Origin of the sequence: Desulfuromonas sp. CSMB_57 (genome assembly GCF_020194955.2) — a bacterium.
Classification (GTDB): domain Bacteria; phylum Desulfobacterota; class Desulfuromonadia; order Desulfuromonadales; family Syntrophotaleaceae; genus JAFCIY02.
The window spans coordinates 66,131-91,751 of the sequence record NZ_JAFCIY020000019.1; the positions used below are offsets into that span (position 1 = coordinate 66,131).

Annotated in this window: 27 protein-coding genes and 1 pseudogene; 17 read left to right on the forward strand and 11 right to left on the reverse strand. The window is 56.6% G+C overall.

The window, feature by feature from the left end:
- Window positions 1–55 precede the first annotated feature (55 nt).
- From JQN68_RS04655 to JQN68_RS04665, 3 genes are all read left to right on the forward strand, one after another.
- On the forward strand, window positions 56–724 hold the full coding sequence (locus JQN68_RS04655) for an L-fuculose-phosphate aldolase (RefSeq protein ID WP_225073095.1): 669 nt from the start codon (window positions 56–58) through the stop codon (window positions 722–724).
- Window positions 708–1,856 (forward strand): MalY/PatB family protein, encoded by a 1,149-nt coding sequence (locus JQN68_RS04660; protein ID WP_225073096.1) that lies wholly within the window; start codon window positions 708–710, stop codon window positions 1,854–1,856. The genes JQN68_RS04655 and JQN68_RS04660 overlap by 17 nt, the downstream gene beginning before the upstream one ends.
- A gap of 257 nt (window positions 1,857–2,113) precedes the next feature.
- Window positions 2,114–3,229 (forward strand): hypothetical protein, encoded by a 1,116-nt coding sequence (locus JQN68_RS04665; protein ID WP_225073097.1) that lies wholly within the window; start codon window positions 2,114–2,116, stop codon window positions 3,227–3,229.
- 41 nt (window positions 3,230–3,270) lie between these two features.
- On the opposite strand, the gene JQN68_RS14690 is transcribed toward JQN68_RS04665, so the two are convergent.
- The 3 genes from JQN68_RS14690 to JQN68_RS04680 all read right to left on the reverse strand — a co-directional run bounded on the left by JQN68_RS14690 (window position 3,271) and on the right by JQN68_RS04680 (window position 5,529).
- Window positions 3,271–4,584, reverse strand: coding sequence for a M23 family metallopeptidase (locus tag JQN68_RS14690; RefSeq protein WP_225073098.1), 1,314 nt, complete (start codon window positions 4,582–4,584; stop codon window positions 3,271–3,273).
- A gap of 99 nt (window positions 4,585–4,683) precedes the next feature.
- Entirely contained in the window at window positions 4,684–5,079 is a 396-nt protein-coding gene (locus JQN68_RS04675) for a hypothetical protein (protein WP_225073099.1), read from the reverse strand.
- Between the two features lie 57 nt (window positions 5,080–5,136).
- Window positions 5,137–5,529, reverse strand: a complete 393-nt coding sequence (locus JQN68_RS04680) for a phage holin family protein (RefSeq protein ID WP_225073100.1) — start codon at window positions 5,527–5,529, stop codon at window positions 5,137–5,139.
- Window positions 5,530–5,682: 153 nt separating this feature from the next.
- Here JQN68_RS04680 and JQN68_RS04685 point away from each other — a divergent pair, with 153 nt between their 5' ends.
- Window positions 5,683–6,975, forward strand: a complete 1,293-nt coding sequence (locus tag JQN68_RS04685) for a B12-binding domain-containing radical SAM protein (protein ID WP_249621034.1) — start codon at window positions 5,683–5,685, stop codon at window positions 6,973–6,975.
- 232 nt (window positions 6,976–7,207) lie between these two features.
- Here JQN68_RS04685 and JQN68_RS04690 read toward each other — a convergent pair whose 3' ends face one another.
- Both JQN68_RS04690 and JQN68_RS04695 read right to left on the reverse strand, forming a co-directional pair.
- A complete protein-coding gene (locus JQN68_RS04690; protein WP_225073102.1) occupies window positions 7,208–7,483 on the reverse strand; it encodes a BrnA antitoxin family protein in 276 nt (91 codons plus the stop codon).
- Window positions 7,452–7,769, reverse strand: coding sequence for a BrnT family toxin (locus JQN68_RS04695; RefSeq protein ID WP_225073103.1), 318 nt, complete (start codon window positions 7,767–7,769; stop codon window positions 7,452–7,454). The genes JQN68_RS04690 and JQN68_RS04695 overlap by 32 nt, the downstream gene beginning before the upstream one ends.
- A 116-nt stretch (window positions 7,770–7,885) precedes the next feature.
- Between JQN68_RS04695 and JQN68_RS04700 the strand changes: the two genes are divergently transcribed.
- The 12 genes and pseudogenes from JQN68_RS04700 (at window position 7,886) to JQN68_RS04750 (ending at window position 16,839) form a co-directional block, all read left to right on the forward strand.
- A complete protein-coding gene (locus tag JQN68_RS04700; RefSeq protein ID WP_249621035.1) occupies window positions 7,886–8,548 on the forward strand; it encodes an HAD hydrolase-like protein in 663 nt (220 codons plus the stop codon).
- Between the two features lie 856 nt (window positions 8,549–9,404).
- The gene (locus JQN68_RS04705; protein WP_225073791.1) at window positions 9,405–10,079 is read left to right on the forward strand and encodes a hypothetical protein; all 675 of its coding nucleotides are present in this window, start codon (window positions 9,405–9,407) and stop codon (window positions 10,077–10,079) included.
- The gene (locus JQN68_RS04710; protein WP_225073792.1) at window positions 10,080–10,409 is read left to right on the forward strand and encodes a hypothetical protein; all 330 of its coding nucleotides are present in this window, start codon (window positions 10,080–10,082) and stop codon (window positions 10,407–10,409) included.
- A 155-nt stretch (window positions 10,410–10,564) separates the two neighbouring features.
- Window positions 10,565–10,879: a hypothetical protein gene (locus tag JQN68_RS04715; RefSeq protein WP_225073793.1), complete on the forward strand. Its 315-nt coding sequence runs from the start codon at window positions 10,565–10,567 to the stop codon at window positions 10,877–10,879.
- 63 nt (window positions 10,880–10,942) lie between these two features.
- A pseudogene (locus JQN68_RS14695) lies at window positions 10,943–11,180 on the forward strand (transposase); the annotation flags it as partial.
- An 81-nt stretch (window positions 11,181–11,261) separates the two neighbouring features.
- Window positions 11,262–11,837, forward strand: coding sequence for an LOG family protein (locus JQN68_RS04720; protein ID WP_225073794.1), 576 nt, complete (start codon window positions 11,262–11,264; stop codon window positions 11,835–11,837).
- 29 nt (window positions 11,838–11,866) lie between these two features.
- On the forward strand, window positions 11,867–12,628 hold the full coding sequence (locus JQN68_RS04725; protein ID WP_225073795.1) for an MBL fold metallo-hydrolase: 762 nt from the start codon (window positions 11,867–11,869) through the stop codon (window positions 12,626–12,628).
- A 427-nt stretch (window positions 12,629–13,055) separates the two neighbouring features.
- On the forward strand, window positions 13,056–13,334 hold the full coding sequence (locus JQN68_RS04730) for a type II toxin-antitoxin system Phd/YefM family antitoxin (RefSeq protein WP_225073796.1): 279 nt from the start codon (window positions 13,056–13,058) through the stop codon (window positions 13,332–13,334).
- Entirely contained in the window at window positions 13,331–13,636 is a 306-nt protein-coding gene (locus JQN68_RS04735; RefSeq protein WP_225073797.1) for a type II toxin-antitoxin system RelE/ParE family toxin, read from the forward strand. Before JQN68_RS04730 ends, JQN68_RS04735 begins: the two co-directional genes overlap by 4 nt.
- Window positions 13,617–14,063, forward strand: a complete 447-nt coding sequence (locus JQN68_RS04740; protein ID WP_225073798.1) for a putative signal transducing protein — start codon at window positions 13,617–13,619, stop codon at window positions 14,061–14,063. The genes JQN68_RS04735 and JQN68_RS04740 overlap by 20 nt, the downstream gene beginning before the upstream one ends.
- A gap of 68 nt (window positions 14,064–14,131) precedes the next feature.
- Window positions 14,132–14,941: a penicillin-binding transpeptidase domain-containing protein gene (locus tag JQN68_RS04745; RefSeq protein WP_225073662.1), complete on the forward strand. Its 810-nt coding sequence runs from the start codon at window positions 14,132–14,134 to the stop codon at window positions 14,939–14,941.
- Between the two features lie 515 nt (window positions 14,942–15,456).
- The gene (locus JQN68_RS04750) at window positions 15,457–16,839 is read left to right on the forward strand and encodes an FAD-dependent oxidoreductase (protein WP_225073663.1); all 1,383 of its coding nucleotides are present in this window, start codon (window positions 15,457–15,459) and stop codon (window positions 16,837–16,839) included.
- Window positions 16,840–17,357: 518 nt separating this feature from the next.
- Here JQN68_RS04750 and JQN68_RS04755 read toward each other — a convergent pair.
- From JQN68_RS04755 to JQN68_RS04770, 4 genes are all read right to left on the reverse strand, one after another.
- On the reverse strand, window positions 17,358–18,497 hold the full coding sequence (locus JQN68_RS04755) for an MFS transporter (protein ID WP_225073664.1): 1,140 nt from the start codon (window positions 18,495–18,497) through the stop codon (window positions 17,358–17,360).
- Window positions 18,498–18,739: 242 nt separating this feature from the next.
- On the reverse strand, window positions 18,740–20,371 hold the full coding sequence (locus tag JQN68_RS04760) for a phosphoethanolamine transferase (protein ID WP_225073665.1): 1,632 nt from the start codon (window positions 20,369–20,371) through the stop codon (window positions 18,740–18,742).
- Between the two features lie 96 nt (window positions 20,372–20,467).
- Window positions 20,468–21,772: a sensor histidine kinase gene (locus JQN68_RS14700; RefSeq protein ID WP_349632299.1), complete on the reverse strand. Its 1,305-nt coding sequence runs from the start codon at window positions 21,770–21,772 to the stop codon at window positions 20,468–20,470.
- Window positions 21,720–22,412: a response regulator transcription factor gene (locus JQN68_RS04770; protein ID WP_225073667.1), complete on the reverse strand. Its 693-nt coding sequence runs from the start codon at window positions 22,410–22,412 to the stop codon at window positions 21,720–21,722. The genes JQN68_RS14700 and JQN68_RS04770 overlap by 53 nt, the downstream gene beginning before the upstream one ends.
- Before the next feature lie 47 nt (window positions 22,413–22,459).
- Between JQN68_RS04770 and JQN68_RS04775 the strand changes: the two genes are divergently transcribed.
- Complete coding sequence (locus JQN68_RS04775) at window positions 22,460–22,684, forward strand: hypothetical protein (RefSeq protein WP_225073668.1); 225 nt, start codon at window positions 22,460–22,462, stop codon at window positions 22,682–22,684.
- 78 nt (window positions 22,685–22,762) lie between these two features.
- Here JQN68_RS04775 and JQN68_RS04780 read toward each other — a convergent pair whose 3' ends face one another.
- Complete coding sequence (locus JQN68_RS04780; RefSeq protein ID WP_225073669.1) at window positions 22,763–23,185, reverse strand: fasciclin domain-containing protein; 423 nt, start codon at window positions 23,183–23,185, stop codon at window positions 22,763–22,765.
- A gap of 78 nt (window positions 23,186–23,263) precedes the next feature.
- The gene (locus tag JQN68_RS04785) at window positions 23,264–25,297 is read right to left on the reverse strand and encodes an ATP-dependent helicase (RefSeq protein WP_225073670.1); all 2,034 of its coding nucleotides are present in this window, start codon (window positions 25,295–25,297) and stop codon (window positions 23,264–23,266) included.
- Between the last annotated feature and the right edge of the window lie 324 nt (window positions 25,298–25,621).

Genomic DNA, 25,621 nt, shown 5'->3' on the forward strand with positions numbered 1-25,621 from the left:
CCACCGCTGCTGAACGGTTAAAAAAAATATCGACATCCAGGTTTGAGGAGAACGCATGCGCCTGCAACCCCAGCGGGAAGCCATCGTCCGTTTTGGACGCAAACTCATCACCTCGCAGCTGACCACCGGCGCCGGCGGCAATTTGAGCGTTTGCGACCGGGCCGCCGGCCTTATCGCCATCAGCCCGAGCGGCATCGACTATTTCGATCTGCAGGCCAAGGACGTGGTGGTAGTCGACGGCGACGGCTATGTGGTGGAGGGACGTTGCAAGCCGTCCAGCGAACTGGATTTTCACCTGGCCCTGTACCGCAGCCGGCCCGAGATCGCGGCCGTGGTGCATACCCATTCCGTCTATGCCACCACCATGGCCTGTCTGGGCTGGGAGATCCCGGCGGTGCATTACCTGGTGGGATTTTCCGGGCACAAGGTGCCCCTGGCGCCCTATGCCACCTTCGGTACCCCGCAACTTGCGGAGCATGTGGTGCGCGGCATCGGCAGCTTCAATGCCGTGCTGCTGGCCAACCATGGCTTGGTGTCGGTGGGGACGGACCTGGCGCGGGCCTTCAACGTCGCCGAGGAGATCGAACTGGTGGCGCGCATCTATTATCAGGCGCGGTCCGTGGGCGAGCCGGTGATTCTGCCCGAAGCGGAGATGGAGCGGGTGCTGGCCAAGTTCGCCAGCTACGGCCAGCCGCAGCGAGGTTTCGGTGACAACCAGATTTGATTTCAACCGCCTCGTCGACCGTCGGGGCACCGGTTCCCTCAAGTGGGATCGCTATGCCGGCCGCGACGTGCTGCCCCTGTGGGTGGCGGACATGGATTTCGCCTCGCCGCCGGCGGTTATCGAGGCCTTGCAGGAGCGGGCCGCCCATGGCGTTTTCGGCTACAGCCATGCTCCCGCCGCCTTGGTGGAAGCGGTTCAGGCCTGGCTCCTGGAGCGCTACGGCTGGCGGGTTGCGGCCGAGGAACTGGTCTGGTTGCCCGGTTTGGTGGTGGGGCTGAACGTGGCCTGCCGGGCGGTGGGCGGCGAGGGCGCCGAGGTACTGACCCTGACCCCCATCTACCCGCCCTTTCTCTCCGCTCCGGAATTGTCCGGGCGCCGCTTGGTTACGGTGCCCATGGTACGTGAGGCAGAACGCTGGGGCATCGATTTCGTCGCCCTGGAAAGGGCCCTGACGCCGGCCAGTCGGCTGTTGCTCTGGTGCAGTCCCCACAATCCCACCGGCCGGGTCTGGTCTCGGGACGAATTGGAACGCCTGGCCGATTTATGCCTGCGCCACGACCTGGTGCTGTGCTCCGACGAAATTCACGCCGATCTGGTCCTGGAGCCGGGCTGCAGGCACTTGCCGACGGCCACCCTTGATGCGGCCGTGGCGCGGCGTACCATCACCCTCATGGCACCCAGCAAGTCTTTCAATCTGCCGGGCCTCAACTGCGCCTTCGCCCTAATTCCCGACCCCGCCTTGCGGGCCCGGTTCCGGCGGGCCATGGCCGGCATCGTCCCCCACGTCAACCTGTTCGGGTACGCCGCCGCCCTGGCCGCCTACCGCGACAGCGCCGACTGGCTCGCCGCCCTGCTCGACTACCTGCGCGGCAACCGCGATCTGGTGGAAGCGGCCGTGGCAACCATGCCTGGCTTGCGCACCACGCCCGTAGAGGCCACCTACCTGACCTGGATCGACGCCCGGGATACGGGCTGGGAAAACCCGGCACAGGTTTTTGAAGAAGGCGGCGTGGGGCTTTCCGATGGCCGCGAGTTCGGCGCTCCCGGTTTCGTACGCCTCAATTTCGGCTGTCCCCGTCCGGTTCTGCAGGAAGCTTTGGAGCGGATGGCAAGAAGGTTAAGGGCAGGCTGAAGGATGATAAGGCAGGCTGAAGTCTGAAGCCTGAAGCCTGAAGCCTGAAGGCGGAAGGCGGAAGGCGGAAGGCGGAAGGCGGAAGGCGGAAGGGCGCGTTGGTTATGACAGTTTCAAGAGGTGCAAAGATGAATAAAGGCTATCCATTCGTTGCAATCAGGCAGCAGGTAGGGCACGTATCCTGCCTTTACTTCAGCCTTCGGACTTCAGCCTTCAGTCTGATTATGCCCTTCAGCCTTCGGACTTCAGTCTGACCCATGCCCCTATACCGTGACGTTATCAGCGATCTGACCGTGGACCTGCCGCGTCGGGATTTGCGCACCATGCTGCGCACCGTGCGAACCCTGTTCCGCCTTAGCGGGCTGCCGGCCTACCGGGCGACGGTGCTCCCCCTGGTGCCGGAATCGGCCCGTTTCGACCCCGGTCACGACGCAGTCATGATGGGCTACGATTTTCACCTGACCGCCGACGGACCGCGGCTCATCGAGGTCAATACCAATGCCGGCGGCGGCCTGCTGGCCGCCCTCGCCCATTTCCCCTCGCTGCAGGACGCGCGACGGGCCACCGGTCGGTTGCGGCGAGCCTTTCTGGAACCCTTCGCTGCCGAGATGGCCCGTTTCAGTGGCGGGGCGCTGGCGCGTCCGCGCCGCGTCGTCATCCTGGACGAAGAGCCGGAGACGCAATTCCTGTATGCCGAAATGCAGGCCTTCGCCGAGCTGTTTCAGGAATGGGGCACGGCGGCCCAGGTGGTCGATCCGGTTCGACTGCATGCCGATGGCGGCGGTGTCTGGCTGGACGGCGAGCGCATCGACCTGATTTACAATCGGCATTGTGATTTCTATCTGGAAAGCGCCGCCATGGCGGGTATTCGGGCCGCCTACCTGACGGGCGAGGTGTGTCTGTCACCCAATCCCTTCGTCTACGGGCTGTTGGGGGACAAGCGGCGTATGGTCCTGTGGTCCGACGTGGAAATTTTGGCGCAGTTGGGCTTGAGTCAGACGGAACAGGAGTTGTTGCTTCAGGTGGTGCCGCGCAGTCGCCTGCTGGCCGATCTGGCGGCGAACGAGCTGTGGCCGCAGAGAAAGTCGCTGGTATTCAAGCCAGTCGATCGCTACGGCAGCCGCGGCGTGCTGGTGGGGGACAAGCTGACCCGGGGTCGTTTCGAGGCGCTGCCGGCGGATCAGACCCTGGTGCAGGATCTGGTGCCGCCTTCCCTGACCCCCGGCGGTTCCCATGGCGAGCCGATGAAAACCGATCTGCGGCTTTATGCCTATCGCGACCAGGTGCTGGGATTGGGCGCCCGGCTGTATCGGGGGCAGGTGACCAACCTGCGCACTCCCGGCGGCGGGTTCGCCCGGGTGCGGGTGGTTTGAAGGGCTGCCGAAAGGCAGCCCTTCTGCGTTTTACAGGAACATTACTGCTGCCCGGCGGCTTGTCCCATGGCCTGGTCCCACTTGGCGGTGAAGTTGTTGGTCACCCAGCCGGCATCCCACCATTCCCGGGGATGTACCGACAGGCCGCCCACCAGCATTTCGTAATGGAGGTGATCGCCGGCGGCCATGCCGGTGGCTCCGGTGTTGCCGATAATCTGGCCCTTTTCCACCTGGTCGCCGACTTTCACCGCCATGCTGCTAAGGTGGGCATACAGGCTCTGCAGACCCAGTCCGTGATCGATGACGATGCATTGGCCGTAGATGCCCAGATCCTCGGTCATGACCACCACGCCGCTGTTGGCGGCCGGCACCGGGGAGTTGGCCAGGGACGCCAGGTCGATGCCCATGTGGGTCTGTTCGTCGATCAACTGGCCGTCCAGGTAGTAGCTGCGCCGGTCGGCGAAATCGGCCCTTTGGGCGGAGTTGGGCAGGCGCAGAAACGGACCCTGCCAGAGGGGGCGCGGCGCGGTCTGGGCCGCCAACTTGTTGAGTCGGGCCCGGTTGCTGTCGCGCATTTCCCGGTTGACGCGCAGGAAGAGTTCCAGAGAATCGGTGGTTCCCGGGAAATAGTGCTGGAATTCCGGCATCTTGTTGTCCAGGAACTGGCGGCTGATGTTGATCCGGTCGGCGCGCGCCGGACGCCCCAGGGTATTGTAGAAAAAGCCGCCGGTGCGTTCGTTGCCGGCCAGGTCCGTTGCCACCAGGCGGGGGACGAAATCGCCGCGCTCCAGGTCATGGGGAAAGGGGAACAGGCAGGCCCAGACCCCGTTTTCTTGCTGGAAGGCGGGGAAAAAATGCTTGCCGATCTGCACCCCGGTGCGTTCGACCTCCTTGGAAACACGATACAGGACCAGCCCGCTGCCGCCCTGATAGACATTGTGGGCGGTGGACAGCACCGAAATGCTGGGCGGGCGCAAATCGCTCTTCAAATCGAGGCGCTGGCTGGTTTTGTTCCTCCAGAAAGCATGATCCCGAGCCTCCACCTGCAGGCTGAAGGGTCCTTCCTGGATGCCGGATTTGGCCAGATCCAGGGTGACCTGATGGCGCTCCGTGCCCTTGGCAAAGGATTCATTGACCAATTCGGTGACCTTGCCGTTCTGGGACAGGGTGATGGCCAGGCTTTTCAGTCCGGTACCCGGGTCCTCGAGGGTCAGCACCGGCGGGCGGCGAACCGAAACCAGACCGTTCTCGGGCTGCAGGGTGAGGGCGGGGGCGTGCTTGTCGCGCAGGAACAGAAAGCCGGTCCCCAGACCGATAACCATCAGGATCAGGATCGACAGAGCTTTTTGTTTCACTTTTACCTCCAGGTGTTTGGCTCAAAAAGTGTGGCGCCGGGTCGGCCTCGGCGCCAGTCGAAGGGTATAAGGATTGGAGCATTGGCTCCAACGCGGGCATCAGCGCGCCGCCTGCCGGTTCCAGAAGGCGGCCACCAGACCCCACAGCAGGCTGATGGCCAGCAGCACGACCGGGGTCATGCGGCCGTAGCCGGTGCCGCCGAGGCCGCGGCCATGGCGCGGCAGATAATACAGCAGCAGCCAGGCGGCCAGGATTCCGCCGGCCAGCAGGCCGCGCCAGACCGGGCGGTTTTTCCAATAGGGCGGCGCCAGCAGCAGACCCCAGAGACCGCCGATGATCAGTCGTTGGCTGAGGGAGGCAAAATCGAGGGGCAGCCGCAGGCTGATGCCCAGCCAGGCCGTGACCCCGTCACGGACCAGTTCCCAGTACAGCAGGGAAACCGTCAGGGCGCCGAGGATGCCGCCGGTAAAGGCAGCGCTGAGGGAACGAAACATGACGAATCCTTGCTTACCGGCAGGTGGGCTTGGAGTTGGGGACCGGCGTGGGGCCAATCATTGCCAGCGTCCCCGACGGTTGCGCAGTACGATGACCTCGATGCGACCCTGGTCGTTGATCAGGGTGGACAGCAGCCAGCTGACCGCGCTGATAATCAGGGAGCCGAACACCGCCCACCAGAAACCGGCGACATGAAAGCCGCCGATGACCCCCGAGGCCATGAGCAGCATCAGGGCATTGATGACGAAGGTAAACAGCCCCAGGGTCAGGATGTTCAGGGGCAGGGTCACCAGCAGCAGAAAGGGCCTAAGCAGCGCATTGAGGATGCCAAGGATGGCCGCGGCGAAGAAGGCCGAGAAAAAGCCCGCTACGGATATGCCTTCCACCAGGTAAGCCGCCGCCAGAATGGCCAGGGTCAGAACCAGCCAGCGGATGAGCAGACCGCGCATGGATTACCTCCGATCCTTGCTGTAAAAAAATAAAGTCGCATGCCGGGCATAATGCCCTGCTGTCAAGGGAATTTGAAGGATAGCCTAAAACGATGGGGGAGGGAAGGGGGTAGGGGGACGGCAGCGGCGACGAACAGCGTTGGCCAAGGAACTGTGGTACTCTTGTATTCCATGAGGGTACTGCTGATTTCCATTAATACGGAACCGATTGCCATGGCGCCCCTGCCGCTGGGGCTCAACTGCGTGGCCGTGGCGACCCGGAATGCCGGGCATGCCGTGCGGATGCTCGATCTGATGGGGGGTGACGACTGCCCGTCCCTTATCAGGGAGGCCGTTGCTGCAAGCGCTCCCCAGGTGATCGGCATTTCCGTTCGCAACATCGACGACCAGAACCGGGCACAGCCGCGCTTCCTCCTGGAAACGGCCCGCACCACCATCGCCACCTGCCGAGCCCTGTCCGCGGCGACCATTGTCGTCGGCGGTGCCGGCTACAGCATCTTTCCCGAGGCGGCGCTGCGCTATCTGCGGGCCGACTTTGGAATCTGCGGCGACGGGGAAGAGGCGTTTCCGGCCCTGCTTCGGGCCCTGGAGCGGGGCGAACCCCCAGGCGGCATCGCCGGTCTCTGGCGCCCCGGGGCGCTACCCCAAAACGGCGCCGCCGCGCGTTCGGAGCTTGCCGCCCAGCCGCTGCCCGATCCGGCGCTCTGGACCGTACCCGCCGGTCTGCGGCCGGAGATCTGGCTGCCGTTCCAGACCCGGCGCGGCTGTCCCATGGACTGCAGCTACTGCAGCACCCCGGCCATCGAAGGGGCGGTCATCAGGCAGCGTCCCATTGCCGGGGTCCTGCAGGGGATTGCCGCGCATGTGGCCGCCGGTTTCCAGCACTTCTACTTTGTCGACAGCACCTTCAATTTGCCCCCAGCCTACGCCCGTGAACTCTGCGCGGCTCTTGGCGCCGCCGGGCTTGGCATCCGCTGGCGTTGCATTCTCTATCCGGGCTCGGTGGATGCAGATCTGGTGACAAAGATGGCGGCGGCAGGCTGCGTCGAGGCGAGCCTGGGCTTCGAAAGCGGCTGCCCCGCCATGCTGAGAAATTTCCACAAACAGTTTGACCTGGACCAGGTACGGACGGCCGCGGCCCTGCTCAGGGACCATGGTATCCGCCGGACCGGCTTTCTTTTGCTGGGCGGACCCGGCGAGACCAGGGAGTCCATAGAGGAAAGCCTGGTTTTCGCCGATTCCCTGGCCCTCGACCAGCTAAAGCTGACGACGGGAATCCGCATCTATCCGGGAACGGCCCTGGAGCGGACGGCTCGGAAAGAAGGCGTGATAACCCCCGGTGACGACCTGCTCCTGCCCCGTTTCTACCTGGCTCGGGGGCTTGAGGGTTGGATTGAGCCGATGTTGCGCGATTGGATGCAAGAACGACCCTGGTGCACGACCTGACGGCACGGCACCTGGAGTTGCTTCCCGTGATTCGGTGCCGGGGTCATGAAGTCAGCCACCTGGCATTCTTGCCGGGTGGCTGTTTTGCGTTTCCGGGTAGCAATTCTAATGGGGGTGGAAAATTGTTATCGGAATTATTAGAAATATTGACTTAACTTTTCATCGGCGCAATATAACGCTTCAGAGTTTTGGCGGCGCTCTGCCGCCGCCAAAACTCTGAAACGTGAGCGCATTATCGCGCATGGCGGCTTTCTTCCACATCTTCTGCGAGCCAAGCCTTGATAAGCGACTGATAAGGCATATCACGTTTGTTCGCTTCGATTTTGATGCGATCAAGCAGAGCTTCCGGCAAGCGGAGCGATATTGTTTTGGTTGAGGGCTTCAGGTTTGGAAAAGAAGCGGGCCGAGCCTGGCTCCAATCCACGTAGTCGGTGGAATCATGGCTTTCCCAGAATGCTCTTTCCTCTGCTTCAGATTTAAACTCGGGCATCTTTTTTAATTTGCTCATAAATTGCTCTCTCTTTACGGTGCATATCACGAGCGGAAATCACTCGGACCAGAGTGCCGTTACCTCGCAATGTGAAGGTAATATGCAGCATGCGTGCATCGTCGGTTTCACCGAGGGCGTGATAGCGAGTCTCTCTTTGACTATGCTTGCTATCTTCTAGTACCAGCAGTGGTTCATTGAAGAAAATTTGCTCAGTTTCGGATTGGATAACACCATGTTTTTTCGCGTTCTTACGCGAATTTCCTTGGTCCCAGTCAAAGCCCGTTATCTGCGCCCAGTCGATCATGGTTGTATATTATCAAAATATACACAGTTGTCAATCGGCGCTAAACACGGCATTGAACAGGACGCGCAGAAAGCCGCGCGCCTCTCATGCCAAACGTTCGGTAAAGGAAATCTTCCATGATTCATAACGTGCTTTTTGATCTGGATGGTACTTTAACTGACCCCAGGGAAGGGATAACTCGTTGTATTCAATTCTCTCTTGCGCGGCTTGGCAGGGTACCGCCATCTGAAGATGATCTTTTATGGTGTATTGGTCCGCCTCTGAAAAATTCCTTCGCCCGATTGCTCGAAAGCAATGATGGTGCATTGTTGGATTTGGCTTTGAGCCACTATCGGGAAAGATACACGGAATCTGGAATTTACGACAACCAGGTATATCCAGATATTGATCAGACTCTTCAAAAAATACGAGAATCAGATTGCCGGTTGTTTTTGGCCACCTCCAAGCCGACAATTTTTGCCACCCGAATTCTTGAACATTTTGGTCTGACGCAGTTTTTTCATGGAATTCACGGCAGTGAACTGGATGGTCGCTTATGTGACAAAGGCGATCTGGTGGCGCATATTATCCAAGTATGGAATTTAGTTCCCAGCTTGACTCTTATGGTGGGCGACCGGATACATGATGTGATTGGAGGAAAAAGAAACGGTATAATGACCGCAATCGTGAAATACGGTTATGGAAGCCCGCGCGAGCTCGAAGCGGCAGAGTCCGATTTTGTTTTTGAATTTCCATCTGATATTTGGAATTTTTTTCAGACAAGACGAGACCTGAATTAGGCGCTAAGCCAGACGAGTATCCCTGGCACCTTTTTGAGCGCCTACGTTGATGTTTCTTGCTACGTTATCCGGATGCCCTAATGCTTATGTGTGCACGGACATGGATGAAAAATTGGTTGTCATAGCTGAATATCGCGGCCTTCCTCAGGCGGGATGAGTGAGCAGTAGGAGTGAACAATAGGAACAATAGGGTCGTAGGAACAATAGGGTCGGGACCTGATAGCTTGAATATCCCGGATATCATCTTGCCATGGCACGAAAACCACGCATACACGCGCCGGGCGCAACATACCACGTAATTCTTTGAGGGGGGGGGCGTGCAAGAGCTCTTCGTCATCACATTCCAGGCTGCATCTGGCACATCACCCATTGCTGCCGTAAAAAAGAGTTTTTGCTGAAGTTGGCCCACGATCGCTCCCGGTTCGTTGCCTGGCTCCTCGAAGCTCGCAAGCGGTTCTCCCCGCAAATCCTGAACCACCTCCAACCATATTCCATTCTCGACCGTTTGCAGCACCATTGCCGGGTCGTCAAGATCAAGGGTCACAGCTCCTGACTTCGATCGGGACCATGTCTTTGCCATAACTAAGTTGTTGATAATTAGAAAAAGATGTGATACTTACCTGTCTACTTGCCTGTACCAGATATTTTGAAGAGAAGCTCCTCGGGCTCTCCATGATGCCTTATCCCCTGACTTCAGCCAAAGAGAAAATCAGAGGCGGTGCTGGGGTTGTCGACTCGGCCCCCTCTTTCCTGGCCCAGGTAACCGATGAATCGCAACGAAAACAGGAGAATTCGAAAAGGGCCCTGTTGCGGATTCCAGGAACGGAATGGAAGTGGATTCGAGGAGGATGTGGGTATGAATCGTGTTACGCGTATTTTCCTGGCACTGCTCCTATTGGGGACTTTTTTGTCTGGCTGCATCGGCAAGCAGGCACTTTCAGGTCTTCCAAGCTGCGAGGGTAGTGCCTGCTATGAGGTCGCGCAGCCAGCACCTTGGCCTGTCTTGCTGCGTGATGGACGCTATTTAGTTGATATAGACCAATTCAGTTTTACCCTGCCGTATCCACCTAAGCGCATCTATAGACTGCTTGGCGGTGATCTCTACATCTTCAGTGAAGACGGTAGCTTTATCAGTTTCAGTTTGGACTCTGAGGGTTTATTGGCTGACGGCGCTTGGCCTGCGGATAGCCAATATTCAGTCGCCGACTACAGCCGATTTATTTTTGACAAGACAAATGACGATTTAGATAAAGCTACAAACTCTCAAGACGCTTGGGTAATAAAACGAGCCTTGCTAATCAAGGAGCAGGTGTTCGGCAATAATCGAAAAGTTTATAAATCAGAAAAGGGTGGCCAAGTTATATTTTATTGCTCTGACTTCCCGGTAAGTGGAATGCATTTCGCCCACGTTATATCCGATTTGATTGACAATAGGTACATCAGGATTGCTTCTAATGGCATGACTTTTGATGGTTTTAAGCAAATACTGAGTACGGTTAAAACAACTAATGTACAAAGTGAGGTGGAGTAAATGGCTGAGCTGACAGAAAGAGAACAAAAAGACTTGCGTATTATATTAGTTCATATCTTTGGTCAGGAAGCCAACACCTGGAAGATGAACATGGGAACGCTCAGTGCGACCGGGAAAATGCTTGCGGCTAGTAAAACCTGTTCTAAAGCAATAGATGTTACGCCGCGTCCCGCAGGATTTATGCCGGACTTATCCTATTTGCGTCGCCAACTGCGCGACATGGCTAGGCGAGCCATGAATCATGAGGGGATATATGAGGCGTGCCAATACGGCGGCGCTTACAACTGGAAGCAAACCATATATCTGGCATCGGAAGGCATGTACCCATAGCGGGGAAGGGAGGTACGGACGATTGTCTATGGAATACTTGGGGTTGCACTACGAAAGCACCAAAGAGGCCCTGATCGAGGCATTTGAAGCCTCGGCAATGACAGATTCCGAAACCAACCGAGAAGAAGCTTTTTTTTTGGGCATCGGAACTGCGAGTGGCCATTTTTTTTGGTGCGACTCTGGTGGATGGAAGTTTTGACCAACAGCTTCTGGTCCAGCGTTGCGACAGACTGATTGAGGAAATGGAGCAACGCTTCCCCGAAGAGGAAAAATGCCGGGTGATCCATGCCGCTTTCAGATACCTGGCCAGATCCCGCCCCGAAAGAACGGATACCATTGCCGGCGTAACCTACGATGGCGCCGCGAAACTACTCGCACGTCACGGCTTTTGTTCTGAAAACTTCCCCCTGCCCGATCCACCGGTCCATGGCGGCAACTACATGTTCGTGGCGCGAAAAAAATCATTTTAACGATTCCGGTGCCCTGGAATCTGCCAATGATTCGGCTCAGTGGGGTAGGTTGAATCAACAGCTACCTCTTACCACGTCCATCTGTTGGTAAGAGATGGAGGGCGCAACGAGATTGCCACAAGCATGCAGTTGGCGGCTGGGCGAGTTGCGCAGGAATTCAATCAGAGAAAATAAAACAAAGGGGCTTTGGAATTTTGGAGAAGGCCGCTATCATGCGACGGCCGTTTTTGCCGATTGCCATTTGGCCCGTTGTATGATGTACATCGATTTAAACATGGTTCGCGCCGGAGTTTTATCAAACGCCTACAGACGGATTGCCAACAGCGCTGGCGCGCTATAGGCAAAGGCTGAGCCGTGTCGTTATGGCAAAAAAGGAATGTTTATGAAAAGGATATGCGTCAATTGTGGTTCAAACCCTGGTTCCTCTCCTGTTTACATGAAAGTTGCGGAAGAACTGGGTTCTGTTTTGGCTAAAAGAAATATCGGTCTTGTATACGGCGGCGCGGATGTTGGCCTGATGGGCAAGGTAGCGGACACTGTTTTACAGGCAGGAGGAACCGTCGTTGGGGTCATACCTAAATCATTTGCCCACAAGGTCTCTCATCGGGGGCTGACGGAGTTGCATGTTGTTGATTCAATGCATGACAGAAAAGCAATGATGTTTGAGCTGTCAGACGGGTTTATCGCCCTTCCTGGGGGATATGGGACAATAGAAGAAGTGACGGAATTATTGACCTGGTCTCAGCTTGGTTTGAGTAGCAAACCATGTGGTATCATAAATGTAAGTGGCTACTTTAATTCGCTACTTTCGTTTTTTGATTTCGCTGTCAAGGAAGGGTTTATCAAGCAAGAGCACAGGGATATGCTTTTGGAAGACATTTCTCCAGAAGGAATATTGAATAAAATCAATGATTACAATGTTCCATCCGTAGAGAAATGGTTATTATTTTCGGACTAAATTTATAATTAGCAGGAATAAAAATCTATATGAATGATTGGTTTACAACAAATCAAATTGACAAGGAAACATTTATCATAAGCGAATATCGCCACTGGGAGGAAACGCATTGTTATCTCTTGAATGGCTCTGAGCGCAGTTTGTTGATTGATACAGGCCTTGGAATCTGTGATATTAATGAACAGGTCATAAAGATGACTGATAAGCCAATTGTTGCTGTAGCGACCCACATTCACTGGGATCATATTGGTGGTCATAAATTTTTCCCAGACTTTTATGCTCATAAGAATGAACTGAACTGGCTGAGTGGAGAATTTCCTCTGACGTTGGAACAGATCAAGGGCATGGTTGTTGATCGCTGTGATCTGCCGGAAGGTTATGATGTAAACAGGTATGAATTTTTTCAGGGAAAACCAAAAAAGGTACTTGATGATAATGAAATTATTGATATTGGAGATCGCTTTGTGCAAATAGTACATACGCCCGGCCATTCGCCGGGGCATATGTGTTTTTTGGAAAGGGAGCGTGGCTATCTTTTTACCGGTGACTTGGTTTATAAAGACACGCTTTTTGCCTATTTTCCATCCACTGATCCAGAGGCGTATCTCAACTCTCTGGAACGGGTGTCGGCACTGCCAGTGAAACAGGTTTTTCCAGCGCATCACACTTTGAATATTAAGCCTGAGATTCTGGTTCAAATGCGTGATGTTTTTCGGCAGTTGCGGGACGAGGGAAAATTGCACCATGGCAGCGGAACATATGACTACGGCGACTGGTCTGTATGGCTATAAAAGGAAAGATGCCTAGCAATGCAAATTAACTCGGTTGCAACGTTGGCTCGGGGGCTTGAGGGTTGGATTGATCCGATGCTGCGCAATTGGATGCAAGACCGCCCCTGGTGCACGACCTGACGGCACGGCAGCCTTGGCCAGAGAAAAGGGATGGAGTATGGAAGAATTGATAAACGCATAATTTGATGTGCGGCCCCCTTGGTTGCTTATTCCCGCCGCCAACCTGTCCTATAATGACGGGGTCCACCTCTCTGCACCTTAACACTGTCCGAAAGTCGGGGACCACCTCTCTCCTCGATGATCAGCAACCCACTAGGCCGTCACAGAACGTCGTCCCCGCTTGTTTTTAGTCGTTAGGCGAAAAAAGCATCGTTGCGTCACCTGTCTCCAAGTGATACTCTTAGACGTATAATAGGAGGTACGTCCAATGCCAAAAACACCGAAAATTATCCCTATCTCAGATCTCCGCCAGGACGCCAGCGGTGTCATCAAGCGTATATCCGCTTCCCGCGAACCCCTGTTCATCACGCAGCGCGGAAGAGCCGCTGCCGTTATGGTCAGCATGAAAGAGTATGAGAATACGCAGCATGAACTCGAAATTCTGCGCTTGCTTGCTCGCGGCGAGAAGGACATCGAGGCAGGGGTTGGCTTCAGCTTAGAAGAAGTAATGGCCGAAGCCGATGCTTTGCTCGCGGAACAACAATGAAGATCCTTTTTACCCCATCAGCCCGCGATCAGTTTCTGAGAGCATTAGCCTATATCCGCCGCGACAAACCGTCCGCGGCGATTTCTTTTCGGCAAAAGGCTGAGAAGGTTCTCTTGCGCCTGCAGGACCATCCCGAATCTGGGCGGACCCTTCCGGAGTTTCCAGACATTCACTTTCGCGAGGTCATCGTTACACCCTATCGGTTTTTCTACCGGGTCAAAGATAATACCGTCTGGATTGTGGCAGTATGGCACGGCGCACAGATGCCCGAAGAGCCACCAGATGAACCGGCTAACACTTAATCTTTATGCGTGTGCGGACATGGATGGAAAATTGGTTGTTATAGCTGAATATCGCGACCTTCCTCAGGCGGGTTTAGCTCAGTCCAAGCTTGAGGCAAACGGCGTCCAAAGTTTCCTTGAAAATCAGTATATGGTTGGTGTTAATTGGTTGTACTCGACAGCTGTCGGCGGCATTAAACTGAAGGTTCATGAGGATGATGTGCCGCGGGCAAACGAAATTCTTAAAACTTTCGAGATGGGTTGCTCTGAAGAATTGGACGAGGAGACATTGACCTCCGAGGCAACTTGCCCCGTTTGTGGTTCATCAAAAATCATCACCAAAAACTACACGCGAAAATTTGCCGCGATTAGCCTTTTGCTTTCATTGCCCCTATTCTTCTTTTTGAAGAGGAATAGCTGCCAAGAGTGCGGTCACAAGTGGAAATGAGTCGCGCATATCCATTCCAGCGGATCGTTGACGCGCCCGCTTAAGCCCCCCAGTTCGGCAAGCGAGAGATGAAACAATCTTTGAGCATAATCTTTCTGTGCGTGATGCTGGTGCCGGCGTTGTTGGCCTCGTGTCGCACCGCTCAGTTCTCGGAATCCCTGCATGAAGAAATCTTTGGCGGGCTCGACGGCGCCTTGGTGGTGATTGACTGTTCGTCCGGCCATACTAAGACGTACCGGCCCGAGGTTGCCGACACACCTCTTCCGCCGTGCTCCACTTTCAAGATAGTCAACGCGCTCATAGGGCTTGAAACTGGCATCATCGGTGCTCCGGACGAGCGGTTCTACCAGTGGGACAGCGTTGAGAGGTCGATCCCCGCATGGAATCGGGATCTTTCCCTTCGGGATGCGTTTCAGGTTTCCTGTGTCCCTGCGTTCCAGAACCTGGCGCGCCAGATCGGGGCAGAGCAAATGCGGAACTGGATTGCCAGGATTGGCTACGGTAATCAAGACATCTCGGCGGGGATTGATGTCTTCTGGCTTCCGTCGAAGGGAAGGCGAACCATCCTGATCTCGCCGACGGAACAAGCCAGAATGGTTCAGAGGATCATCAAAGGTGACGTGGCATTTTCCAGGCAATCGCTTGCCGTGCTGAAAAATCTCATGTTCATCAAGGCGACCGATAACGGGCGTCTCTATGGCAAAACCGGGTCGGGTACGGATGAATACGGTACCTTCGTTCTGGGCTGGTTCGTTGGTTACGTCGAGAGCAAAGGCAAGACCTATGCCTTCGCCTGTGCCGCATCGGGCGACCATGTCATGGGCAAGGACGCCGGCGCGATAGTCGAGCGTTTTTTCCGGCAGGCAGGGCTCCTGTAAGCGATGAATGGCTGCCCTTGATCTGCTGGAAGGCTGCGAACATGGCCGGCGGCAGCGCTTCGGGCAGAATGACAGCAAGCTGCTTTCCCCGCCTTTTGCCCGATATCGGTCCCGAACCACCACCTGTTCCCGCACCCGCTTGCGAGCGTTGTTGCCATCGCCGTGCTTGCATCCGAAACCGCCGCTTTTGGCTTGGCCCTCCCGACAAGCAATATAAGGTACTTGACTTGTTGAATTGTTGATACCTGCTGCTACACTGAGCTGCATGTCAAGGACAGCCCGAACCCATCTGCCGAACCCTCTGCAATACGTTCCGGACGTCCACGAAAAAACGCGTTCCTTTTCCGTTTGCAGTCTTTCCATCGCTACCTGCGTTTCGGCATCGCGATTTTCCCTGGACCGTGGATTGCGAAACCCTGCGGCGGTGCAATTTTCATGAATGATTCGTCTCTGCCGAGGCGTGAGACGGACCTAAGGGCAGTTCACTCTTTTCAGCTATTACTGGGAGGAATTATATGAAAGTTATTGTCGTTGGCATCAATCATGCCGGGACGTCGGCCATCCGGACCCTGCTTACGCAAAATCCGGAACTGAAGGTTACCGCCTATGACCGGAATACCAATATTTCCTTTCTGGGGTGCGGTATCGCTCTGGCTGTCGGAGGAATGGTAAAAAATATGCAGGATCTGTTTTACTGCGATCAGATCCGACTGGAAGACATGGGTGCCGAAGTACATATGGAGCATGATGTCACATCCATCGATTATCGAAACAAAACGGTCACGGTTGTGGATTTGAAGACCGGAGCGGCCAAGCAGGACTCCTATGACAAGCTGATCTACGCCGCCGGTTCGTGGCCCATGGATATCCCCGGTATCCCGGAAAAAAATGCCCATCTGGAAAATGTGATGTTGTGCAAGCTCTATCAGCACGCGGCGGAGTTGGTTAAAAAGGCCGATGAACCGGAAATTCGCAGTGTCGCGGTTATCGGTGCCGGGTATATCGGAATCGAACTGGCTGAAGCTTACCGCCAGAAAGGCAAAAAGGTCACTCTCATCGACTTTGAAAACCGGGTCACCGCCCGCTATTATGACCCGGAGTTTACGGACCGCCTGGAGGAAGATATCCGGGCGTCGGGTGTGACCTTGGCCTTGGGTGAACGGGTGGTTGATTTTCGGGGCGAAGGGGGCCGGGTTGCGGCCGTTGTCACCGACAAAGGGGAGTATCCGGCCGACCTGGTGGTCAAAGCCATCGGCTTCAAACCCAATACGGAACTGCTCCCCGATGCTGAAAAAGTGTCCAACGGGGCCATCAAAGTCAATGGCCGCATGGAAACCAGCCTGCCTGATATCTATGCCATCGGCGACGCGGCGGCCATGTACCATGCGGCCCTGCGGCAGCCCATGCAGGTTGCCCTGGCAACCAATGCGGTAAAATCCGGCCTGGCCGCGGCCTGTGCCGTCAACGGCGTTGCGGGCGTGCAGATTGAAAGCGTTGCCGGAACCAATGCGCTCTGTGTTTTTGGTAACAACCTGGCCAGTACGGGTTTGTGCGAAACGGTGGCGAAAGCCATGGGAATGGATGTGGGCTCCAGTTTTATCGAAGATGCCGACCGGCCGGAATTCATGCAGGATTATGGCGTAACCTGGATCAAGCTGGTCTATGAAAAATCCACCCTGCGGCTGGTAGGCGCCCAAATCGGCTCCCGTGGCGAGGTGAATCACACGGAGGTCATTTACTTTCTGGCGCTGGCTATTCAGAAAAGCATGGGCCTTTTGGACATCGCCTTTACGGATGTCTACTTCCTGCCGCACTTCAACAAGCCCTTCAATTTTATCCTGACCGCCATCCTGAAGGTGGTCGGCCTGGATTATGAGGCGGTGAAGAAAAGGGTTTAGGGTGATTTGTTGTCGGACGATCACCATCAGCTCAAAAACCGGGACGGCGGACCGCCTAAGCGGTCCGCCGTTTTAGCCTCAGCAGCAGGCACAATACCAGCCGGAGAACTGCGTCAGTGCGCCCCGGATTAAAGTCGCGGGTGCGGGGCAACGTTGGCACGGCATGAAAATTTTCCCCCAAAATACCCTTGCTTGAACAATCAAAGCCCGCTTGGCAAACCGAGCGGGCTTTTTTCAATGACCAGGAAAAAGGTGATAGCTCAAATTCCCGTAGCTGCCAACCGAAGAGCCTCCTGACCGTTGGCGATGAGCAGCACATGCCGGGTGCCTACCTGTTGGTCGTGAATCAGCGGCAAGGCAGCAGCATCGGGGATGAATGGAAGCAGCCATTGCCAATCTTATTATGATCGAAAAATGTCGAAGTTTTCAATTCATTCCAGGCCACCCGGATTACAGGCTCGCGGCTGGTTCTCGTCAAGGGCGATAGTCCAAGGTTTTCTTTCGCAGATCCGGAACAGTTAACCGGCCGAACGACGGACCATGGCCAATCCCAGCAGCGCCAGCAGACAGAACCCCGCTCCGGCGTAAAAGGTGAAGGAAGCACCGAGCCGATCCCAGAGCAGGCCGGCTATGACGCTGGCAAGCAGCATGGCGATCCCGCTGAGCAGATTGAAAAACCCGTAGGCGGTGCCCCGCAAATCCGCTGGTGCGTTATCGGCAATCATTCTTGCCAGCAGGCCCTGGGTGATTCCCATGTGAACGCCCCAGAGGACGACGCCGACCAGTATCACGCCCCAGTGATTGTTGACGGCCAGGACCAGATCCGCGCCGATCAGGATAACGAGCCCGAGCCGCAGGAGGCAGGTATGGCTCATTCGGTCGGATAGCCGCCCGAAGGGGTAGGCCGTCGCAGCGTAGACCAGGTTCATCGCCACCATGACGAGCGGCACCAGGGCCAGGGGAATTCCCGCTTGACGGGCGCGCAGGACCAGAAAGGCCTCACTGAATCGGGCCAGGGTAAATACCGCACCGATGCCGACCACCCACCAATATGAGGCGCCGAGCCGCTTCAGGTTTTCCCGGCGGATCGGATTGATGCGCCGGCCAGCCTCTTGCCGTTGCGGTTCGCGTACGCCGACCAGCAGCAGGCCGACGGCGGCCAGCCCGGGGAGCACGGACACCCAGAAGACGGCCCGAAAATTGTCGGACCACAACAGCATCAGGCCGACCGCCACCAGTGGCCCGAGAAAGGCGCCCACGGTATCGAGGGATTGGCGCAGGCCGAAGGCGGCACCACGAAGATGCTGCGGGGCGATATCCGCAACCAAGGCGTCTCGCGGTGCCCCGCGTATCCCTTTGCCGATCCGATCGAACAATCGGGCCGTCAGTACGACCCCGGTGGAGTTAGCCAGGGCGAAAAGCGGTTTCGTCAGCGCCCCCAGGGCATAGCCGAACACTGCCAACGTTTTGCGCCGGCCGATGTAATCGCTGAAAGCCCCGGAAAATACTCTGACGATCAAGGCCGTGGCCTCGGCCATCCCCTCAATTAGGCCGACGGTGAGGGCACTCGCCCCCAGGGTGGTAACCAGAAAGAGGGGGAGTAGACTGTGGATCATCTCCGATGAGATGTCCATCAGGGCACTGACGAAGCCGAGCACCCACACGCCGGCAGGGATTTGGCCAAGTGTGATTTTAGACGTTGCGCTGCTCAATGCCTTGTACCAGGTGGGAAAGGGTTGCCATGGATGACCTCGCGGTTAACCCCCGTCCAGGAATGCATTGAGGTATCCTGAGGAATCAACAGAGGGGAAATACCGTGTCCGTCGATCAATAAGGTCAATGAGGAGAGACGAACCTATTCAAGCCAGTTTGTCAAGGACGGGTTCGCAGAGGAAAAAGCTTAGCCAGGGGTGCGGCAGGCAGAAAAAATATCCAGATCCTGGCGATAAATTTTGCTATCGATGTCGAACAGCCCGAAAATGCTGTGGAATATGGTGTCATGGCTGTAGAACGCAGCGCGATGGGCATTGAGCTCCGCAATATTGAGGGATTTTTGGGCCACAAAACTGTCGGAGGCCCAGAAGATCATCGGCACCTGTTTCTGCTCGTCGGGGGCCAGTGCGTAAGGGAGGCCGTGCAGGTACAACCCGTTTTCTCCCAGTGATTCGCCATGGTCGGATACGTAGAGCATCGCGGTGGCGAAATTCTGCGATCGCAGCAGGTCAATGAGTTTCGCCAGAACCTGGTCGGTGTAGACGATCGTGTTGTCGTAGGCGTTGACGATCGTCTGCTGCGGACAATCCTGAATGTTGTCTTGGGTGCACTCGGGGGAAAAGATCTTGAAGGCAGCCGGGGTCCGCTTGTAATAAGAGGGGCCGTGACTTCCTTTCATGTGCAATACGATGAGCATGTCCCCCGTGGTTTCCGTCAGTCGCCGGTCAAGGTCCTGCAGCAGGATTTCGTCGAAACAGTTGTCGCTGCTGCAGAACTCGGCGTCGGTCTGCCGGGACAGATCCTCGTAGGCGATGCGGTCGGCGATGCCTTTACTTCCCGAGTTGTTGTCCCGCCATAAGACCTTGACTCCAACCCGTTGGAGGATATCGAGGAGGTTTTCCTGCCGGGCCGCCTTTTCCCTGCTGAAGTTTTTCCGCTCAAGGGCTGAAAAGATGCAGGGAAGAGATTCGGCGGTGGAGGTGCCGCACGCCTGTACCTGGGAAAAATTGATGATGCCACGGTTAGCGAGTTGCGGGTTGGTATTGCGCTCATATCCGTTGAAGGCGAATTGCCGAGCCCGGGCGGTTTCTCCCAGCGCCAGAACCACAACCGTTCTGGGGCCCTCTTGGCTTTTGACCGCATCGGGCGCAACAGCGTGCAGCGGTTCTTGGGCTAAGACAAAATTTTTCTCGCAAAGGACCTTTTGCAGGGAATAAATGGGATAGGAGGGGTTCAGGTACACCCTGAGGTCTAGGTTTTCCCGGCCGAAAAGGACGAACTTCTTGTATTGCGCCATGCCGACGCCCAATAGAATGACCAGGCTGCCGAGAACAACACCGCTTCGGATCAGAAATTCCCTTTTTCCGGAGCGGATCCGTATTCTCGTCAGGCCGACCAGGGCGGCCGGTAGGACGCCGAACCACAGCATGTGCCTGAACAGCGGCCAGGTCAGAAGCTCGGAGGCTTCGTTGGGGTCGGTTTCTAGGACATTGTGAATCATCGATTTGTCGATGACCACGCCGTAAGTCGCGGCGAAATAGCTGATGGCGGCCGTGAGCACCAACAGGGTGATCAGGAATGGCTTGAAGACCGGACGGAAAGCGAACAAGGAGATGAGAACGTTCAGCAGCAGAATGAAAACCGTGGCCACGGCGAGCAAGAAAGTCCAGTTTTCGAAGGAATCCAGGCCGAGCCGGGAGATGAACAGGTTCCAGAAAAGACGATTGTCCGCCAGGGCAATGAACAGGGCGGCGGTGAACGATACCGTGCTCGTGCTGAGCGATGGACGCTGAAATTTGCCTGCGAGGAAAGGATGCATGCCTGCGACTCCCTATGCTGGAAATGCAGGCATCTTAGAAATTCCGGCGTCGCGGAAAAGTGAAGAAAAGATCAAAAAAACGTCAAAAGTTGCAGTTTATGCGAGATTGACCCTGAAACAACACCCTCGCGGCTGATTTTGCTCAAGAGCAACCGTCCAATGTTCCCGTTCGCAGATGCGCTGCACCAAGGATAACCCCAGGCCCAGACCTTCGCGTGGGGAATCCGGGCCGCGGTAATAGGGTTGAAAGACCTTTTGCATTTCATCTGCCGCAATTCCCGACCCGGTGTCCCGGACCTCAAAGCCCCCGGTTTTCAAGGCCAGGAAGATGTCACCTCCGGCCGTGTGATAGACGGCGTTGCGAACCAGGTTGTCCATGACCGTGCGCAGCAATACGGCAGGATACAAGGGTTCCCTTTGCGCCGGACTTCCTGTCTCCTCAAGAAGCAGCAGGCGATTGCCCTTGCGCATCGCCATCCGTTCCCAGTTTGGAAATTCTTCTTGAACGACGGCCTTCAGGGTGGCCGTTTCCGTTTGATTGTCCTTGCCTCGGGCGAGGGCCAAAAACGCCTCGATGAGCGACTTTATATCCTTCACTGCGCGCCGAATAGCTTCGATTTTCTGCCGGGAGTGATCGTCCAGTTCCTTTCCGGCAGCCAGGACCTCGCAGGTGCTTTGAATGACCATGAGGGGCGTGCGCAATTCATGACTGACATCGCTGGTAAACAGCGCTTCCCGGACCAGGGCCTGGTGCAGTCCGATGAAGGTTGCATCGAAAGCTTTGGCCAGGGCGCCCACCTCGTCATCGGCATACTCCGAAGCCAGAGAAGGCGGCACGGACTGCAGATCTTCCCGAAGGGCCACTTGTTCCGTCAATTTTCGCATCGGAGCGATAACCTGCCTGACCATGACCACGCCGATCACCAGCGAGGCGACTACAGATAGAACGAACCCCCCGCCAACTACTCTTTTCAGAAGAATTTCCGCCTTTTCGAAGTCCGTCTGGTCCTTGACCAAAAAATAGGATGTAGTTCCCTCCACTTGGTGAAAGACGTGATAGGCGCTGTCGCTTTCCTTCAGAACAATTTCTGTGTAACCCTCCGGGATGGCACACAGATATTCCGGCAGGTCTGGGCCGGCAGGGAAAAAGGCTTCTCCCTCATCCAGGCGCAGTTCCCGACCCTTCCTGTAATCCTCAAGGAGCCGTGAGAAATCCTTCTGTAATTCGTTCGTGACGAGGTTTTCTTCGACAAAGTCAATGGTGGTTATGAGGCCGACAGCGAAGAGGCCGCTCACGATGCCGGTGAGCAGGACAAAAGACAGGATGATGCGTTGCGAAAGCCGAAGATTAAACTTCATCGGCGTCTTCTTTGAAGGCTTTGAGGCAGTAGCCGATGCCATGAACCGTGTGGAGCAGCGGCGTGTCGAAATGCTTGTCGATGGTGTGGCGCAACAGGTGGATATGACTGCGCAGGCTGTCGCTGTCCGGGACATCGTCGCCCCAAAGGATGCCTTGGAGAACCTCGCGCCGAACAACATGAGGGCTGCTTTTCATCAGCCTCTCGAGCAGTTTCAGTCCGATGGGACTTAGTTTCAGGTTCCTTCCCTGCCGGGTGACCTGCAGGGTATCGAGGTCGTAAAGCAAATCGGCGACCTGCAGTCGGTTGCCCTGGAAAGGCTGGCTGCGACGCAGCACTGCTTCCACCCGGGCGTGAAGTTCGGGTAACGAAAATGGCTTGACCAGATAGTCGTCCGATCCGGCCTTGAAGCCGGCCAATTTGTCTTCAAGACTGTCACGCGCCGTCAGAAAGATTACCGGGGTGTGAATTCCTGCTTCCTGGCGCAGTTTTCGGCAGAGAGTCAAACCGTCCATACCTGGAAGCATGATGTCAAGGATGATCAGGTCGAATTCGAGAGTGACCGCTAAATGCAGGCCGCCTAGCCCATTTTGGGCGCAGTCCACCGTAAAGCCTTGCAGTTGAAGATAATCTGCAATATTTTGGAGGATTTCTTCCTGATCCTCAATGACCAAAATTCGCATGGCGTTATCAGGAATGATGGAGGTAAATACAAGTATATTCTCGGGGCATGATATCACCCTTCGGTCTGCAAGGCGAATATTTAGTCCAGGGCGGGGTTATTGAACCCTTGGCCCGGCCCAACCAGTTCGACTTGAAAAGCATGGGCCTTTTGGACATCGCCTTTACGGATGTCTACTTCCTGCCGCACTTCAACAAGCCCTTCAATTTTATCCTGACCGCCATCCTGAAGGTGGTCGGCCTGGATTATGAGGCGGTGAAGAAAAGGGTTTAGGGTGATTTGTTGTCGGACGATCACCATCAGCTCAAAAACCGGGACGGCGGACCGCCTAAGCGGTCCGCCGTTTTAGCCTCAGCAGCAGGCACAATACCAGCCGGAGAACTGCGGCAGGAAGACGTTGTCGATGACGTGAATGATGCCGTTGCTGCATTGGATATCCTTGCGGGTGACGCCGGCATTGTCAATGCGGTTGACGCCGTTTTCCATGTGGACGGTCAGGTGTTTGCCGTTGAGGGTGTCGATATTTTCCGTTTTATCCACATCGGCCCAGGCCAGGTTGCCCGTCACCACATGGTAGGTAAGGATTCCGGAGAGTTTGTCCCGGTCGGCCAGGATTTCTTCGACGTTAATCTTGGTGCAGGCCTGGTCGTCGGGGGCGAACAGGGTCAGGGATTCCGACCCCGCCAGTTTCTCCAGCAGGCCGGCCTGGTTCAGGCAGTGCAGCAGGGTTTCGAAATTTCCGTCCTCGCGTAGGGTGGTCAGAATGTCTTTCATGGGTATCTCCTGCGGTTGGCAAATGATGACCTTGTTTGTCAACTATTATACCACATCGCAGGAATCGGAAAAGGAGGGTCAGGTTGCCAGCTTGGCGCGCATTTTGGCAAAAAAGTCTTCCGCCATGCGATCCTGAGCCTGGTCGTCGGCCGCCGGCAGGGCGTCGCTGTCATGGCGCTTTAACACCTCGGCGGGAATCTCCTCCAGGAAGCGACTGCCCGTGCGAGGCTGCATGACCCCGTATTTGCGGCGGCGGGCCGCTCCCAGCAGGGTGAGTTTGCGTTGCGCCCGGGTGATGCCGACGTAGCACAGGCGCCGCTCCTCCTCGAGATCGAAGCCTTCGCTCAAGGTCTTTTTGTGGGGCAACAGATCCTCTTCCATGCCGACCAGAAACACCTGCTTGAATTCCAGGCCCTTGCTGGAGTGCAGGCTCATGAGCACCACCGCATCCCGCTGCAGCTTGCTTTCCTTGTCCTGACGCGGCGGCTCGTCCTGATCGAGCAGGGAAACCTTGTCAAGGAAACCTTCCAGGCTGGCCTGGGCCTCGCGGTCTTCATAGGAAGCCATGGCGTTGACGACTTCGGCGACGTAGGACAGGCGTCGTCGCGCCCGGTCCGGATCCTGGGCGGTGCGCAGCAATTCATCCTCGTATTTCAGCTCTTCGATGAGTTCCCGCCCGGTGGCGCTCAGGCTGCCGACCCGGAAGCGGTGGCGGAAGGAGTCCAGCAACTGCACGAACCCGGTGATGGCCGCCTGGGCCTTGTCCCCCAGTTCCGGCACCTCGGCGGGATTTTTCAGGACCTCCCAGAGGGGCAGCCGGAGTTCCGCCGAATGACGGATCAGGCGATCGGCGGTGGTGTCGCCGATGCCCCGGCGGGGCACGTTGAGGATGCGCAACAGGTTGACCTCGTCGCTCGGGTTGAGCAGCACCCGCAGGTAGGCAAGGATGTCCTTGACCTCCTTGCGGTCGAAAAACTGCTGACCGCCGATGAGCACGTAGGGGATGTTCTGATAGCGCAGCTGTTCCTCGAAGGGTCGCGACTGGGCATTGGTGCGAAACAGGATGGCGAAATCCCGATAGCCGAGGCCGTCGCGGAAGCAATCGGTCAGGATCCGGTCCACCACGGTACGGGCCTCGTCTTCATCGTCGGCGCAGAGGATGTAGTCGATGGCAACTCCGGGACCGTCGGCGGTCCACAGGGCCTTGGCCTTGCGCTTGCGGTTATGGCGGATGACGGCGTTGGCCGCCGTCAGGATGTTGCCGCTGGAGCGGTAGTTTTGTTCCAGTCGGATCACCCGGGTACCGGGGAAATCCTTTTCGAAATTAAGGATATTGCCGAGATCGGCGCCGCGCCAGCCGTAGATGGACTGGTCGTCGTCGCCGACCACGCAGAGGTTGCGGTGGCCGTCGGCGAGCAGGCGCAGCAGGGTGTATTGGGCGGTGTTGGTGTCCTGGTATTCATCCACCATCAGGTAACGGAAGCGCTGCCGGTATTTTTCCAGCACTGCGGGATGCTCTCGCAGCAGGCGCACGCCCAGCAGGATGAGATCGTCGAAATCAAGGGCGTTGAAGGCCTTGAGGGCCCGCTGGTAGCGGGCATAAATACCGGCCAGGGCCGCCACCGCCGGATCCCCCTGGCCGGGGGTGATCTGATCGGCGGCAAGCAGCCGGTTTTTGGCGTCGGAGATGAGCCACAACATGCGCTCCGCATCGAGCCGCTGCTCGCCGCCCAGTTCCTGGATCAGATCGCGCATCAGGCGCAGTTGATCGGCGCTGCCGTAAATGGAGAAGTTTTTCTTGTAGCCGAGCCGTTCGATATCTTCCTTGAGCATGCGGACGCACAGGGCGTGGAAGGTGGCGATGGTCAGGCCTTTGGTTCGGCGTCGGCCGGCCATGTCCTCCACGCGCTGGCGCATTTCGCGGGCGGCCTTGTTGGTGAAGGTCACCGCTAGAATCTGCTCCGGGGCGACTTGGCAGGTCTCCAGCAGAAAGACGATGCGGGTGGTGATGACGCGGGTCTTGCCCGAGCCGGCGCCGGCCAGCAGCAGCAGCGGTCCGTCCGTGTGTCGCACCGCTTCGATCTGTTGGGGGTTGAGCGAGGCAAGGTCCATGGTGCCGAGATAATGGCTGGTTGGGTCAATGGGCAACGGAGATAGGGCCGAGGGGGGAACATAGCACAGTGCATTGACCGGGACAAGGGGGCGCCGGACGGCTTCCAGCCAGAATTTTGACCAATTTTCCCTCTTGATTTCTGTGACGGGTTCGGTTATGTTCCGCGGATGTTTAAAACCGCCGTTATCCTTTTCAGTATTCTTTGGGCTTCACTGTTGCTGGTCTCCTGGAGTGGTGGGGATCAGACCGTCGTGGCGCCCAAGGCCGAGTTTGTGGACCGCTAGGGCGTCTTCGCCCTGCTTGTTCCCTTCTCCCAGTCTTAC

Excerpts from the sequence above, each read along its gene's own strand:
- JQN68_RS04740 (WP_225073798.1), top strand. The coding sequence starts at position 13,617 with ATGAACCGGCTAACACTTAATCTTTATGCGTGTGCGGACATGGATGGA.
- JQN68_RS04690 (WP_225073102.1), bottom strand. The coding sequence starts at position 7,483 with ATGAGCAAATTAAAAAAGATGCCCGAGTTTAAATCTGAAGCAGAGGAA.
- JQN68_RS04675 (WP_225073099.1), bottom strand. The coding sequence starts at position 5,079 with ATGTTTCGTTCCCTCAGCGCTGCCTTTACCGGCGGCATCCTCGGCGCC.
- JQN68_RS04680 (WP_225073100.1), bottom strand. The coding sequence starts at position 5,529 with ATGCGCGGTCTGCTCATCCGCTGGCTGGTTCTGACCCTGGCCATTCTG.
- JQN68_RS04745 (WP_225073662.1), top strand. The coding sequence starts at position 14,132 with ATGAAACAATCTTTGAGCATAATCTTTCTGTGCGTGATGCTGGTGCCG.
- JQN68_RS04760 (WP_225073665.1), bottom strand. The coding sequence starts at position 20,371 with ATGCATCCTTTCCTCGCAGGCAAATTTCAGCGTCCATCGCTCAGCACG.
- JQN68_RS04785 (WP_225073670.1), bottom strand. The coding sequence starts at position 25,297 with ATGGACCTTGCCTCGCTCAACCCCCAACAGATCGAAGCGGTGCGACAC.
- JQN68_RS14700 (WP_349632299.1), bottom strand. The coding sequence starts at position 21,772 with ATGGCATCGGCTACTGCCTCAAAGCCTTCAAAGAAGACGCCGATGAAG.
- JQN68_RS04655 (WP_225073095.1), top strand. The coding sequence starts at position 56 with ATGCGCCTGCAACCCCAGCGGGAAGCCATCGTCCGTTTTGGACGCAAA.
- JQN68_RS04710 (WP_225073792.1), top strand. The coding sequence starts at position 10,080 with ATGGCTGAGCTGACAGAAAGAGAACAAAAAGACTTGCGTATTATATTA.
- JQN68_RS04700 (WP_249621035.1), top strand. The coding sequence starts at position 7,886 with ATGATTCATAACGTGCTTTTTGATCTGGATGGTACTTTAACTGACCCC.
- JQN68_RS04695 (WP_225073103.1), bottom strand. The coding sequence starts at position 7,769 with ATGATCGACTGGGCGCAGATAACGGGCTTTGACTGGGACCAAGGAAAT.
- JQN68_RS04705 (WP_225073791.1), top strand. The coding sequence starts at position 9,405 with ATGAATCGTGTTACGCGTATTTTCCTGGCACTGCTCCTATTGGGGACT.
- JQN68_RS04770 (WP_225073667.1), bottom strand. The coding sequence starts at position 22,412 with ATGCGAATTTTGGTCATTGAGGATCAGGAAGAAATCCTCCAAAATATT.
- JQN68_RS04775 (WP_225073668.1), top strand. The coding sequence starts at position 22,460 with ATGATATCACCCTTCGGTCTGCAAGGCGAATATTTAGTCCAGGGCGGG.
- JQN68_RS04665 (WP_225073097.1), top strand. The coding sequence starts at position 2,114 with ATGCCCCTATACCGTGACGTTATCAGCGATCTGACCGTGGACCTGCCG.
- JQN68_RS04750 (WP_225073663.1), top strand. The coding sequence starts at position 15,457 with ATGAAAGTTATTGTCGTTGGCATCAATCATGCCGGGACGTCGGCCATC.
- JQN68_RS04720 (WP_225073794.1), top strand. The coding sequence starts at position 11,262 with ATGAAAAGGATATGCGTCAATTGTGGTTCAAACCCTGGTTCCTCTCCT.
- JQN68_RS04735 (WP_225073797.1), top strand. The coding sequence starts at position 13,331 with ATGAAGATCCTTTTTACCCCATCAGCCCGCGATCAGTTTCTGAGAGCA.
- JQN68_RS04780 (WP_225073669.1), bottom strand. The coding sequence starts at position 23,185 with ATGAAAGACATTCTGACCACCCTACGCGAGGACGGAAATTTCGAAACC.
- JQN68_RS04730 (WP_225073796.1), top strand. The coding sequence starts at position 13,056 with ATGCCAAAAACACCGAAAATTATCCCTATCTCAGATCTCCGCCAGGAC.
- JQN68_RS04725 (WP_225073795.1), top strand. The coding sequence starts at position 11,867 with ATGAATGATTGGTTTACAACAAATCAAATTGACAAGGAAACATTTATC.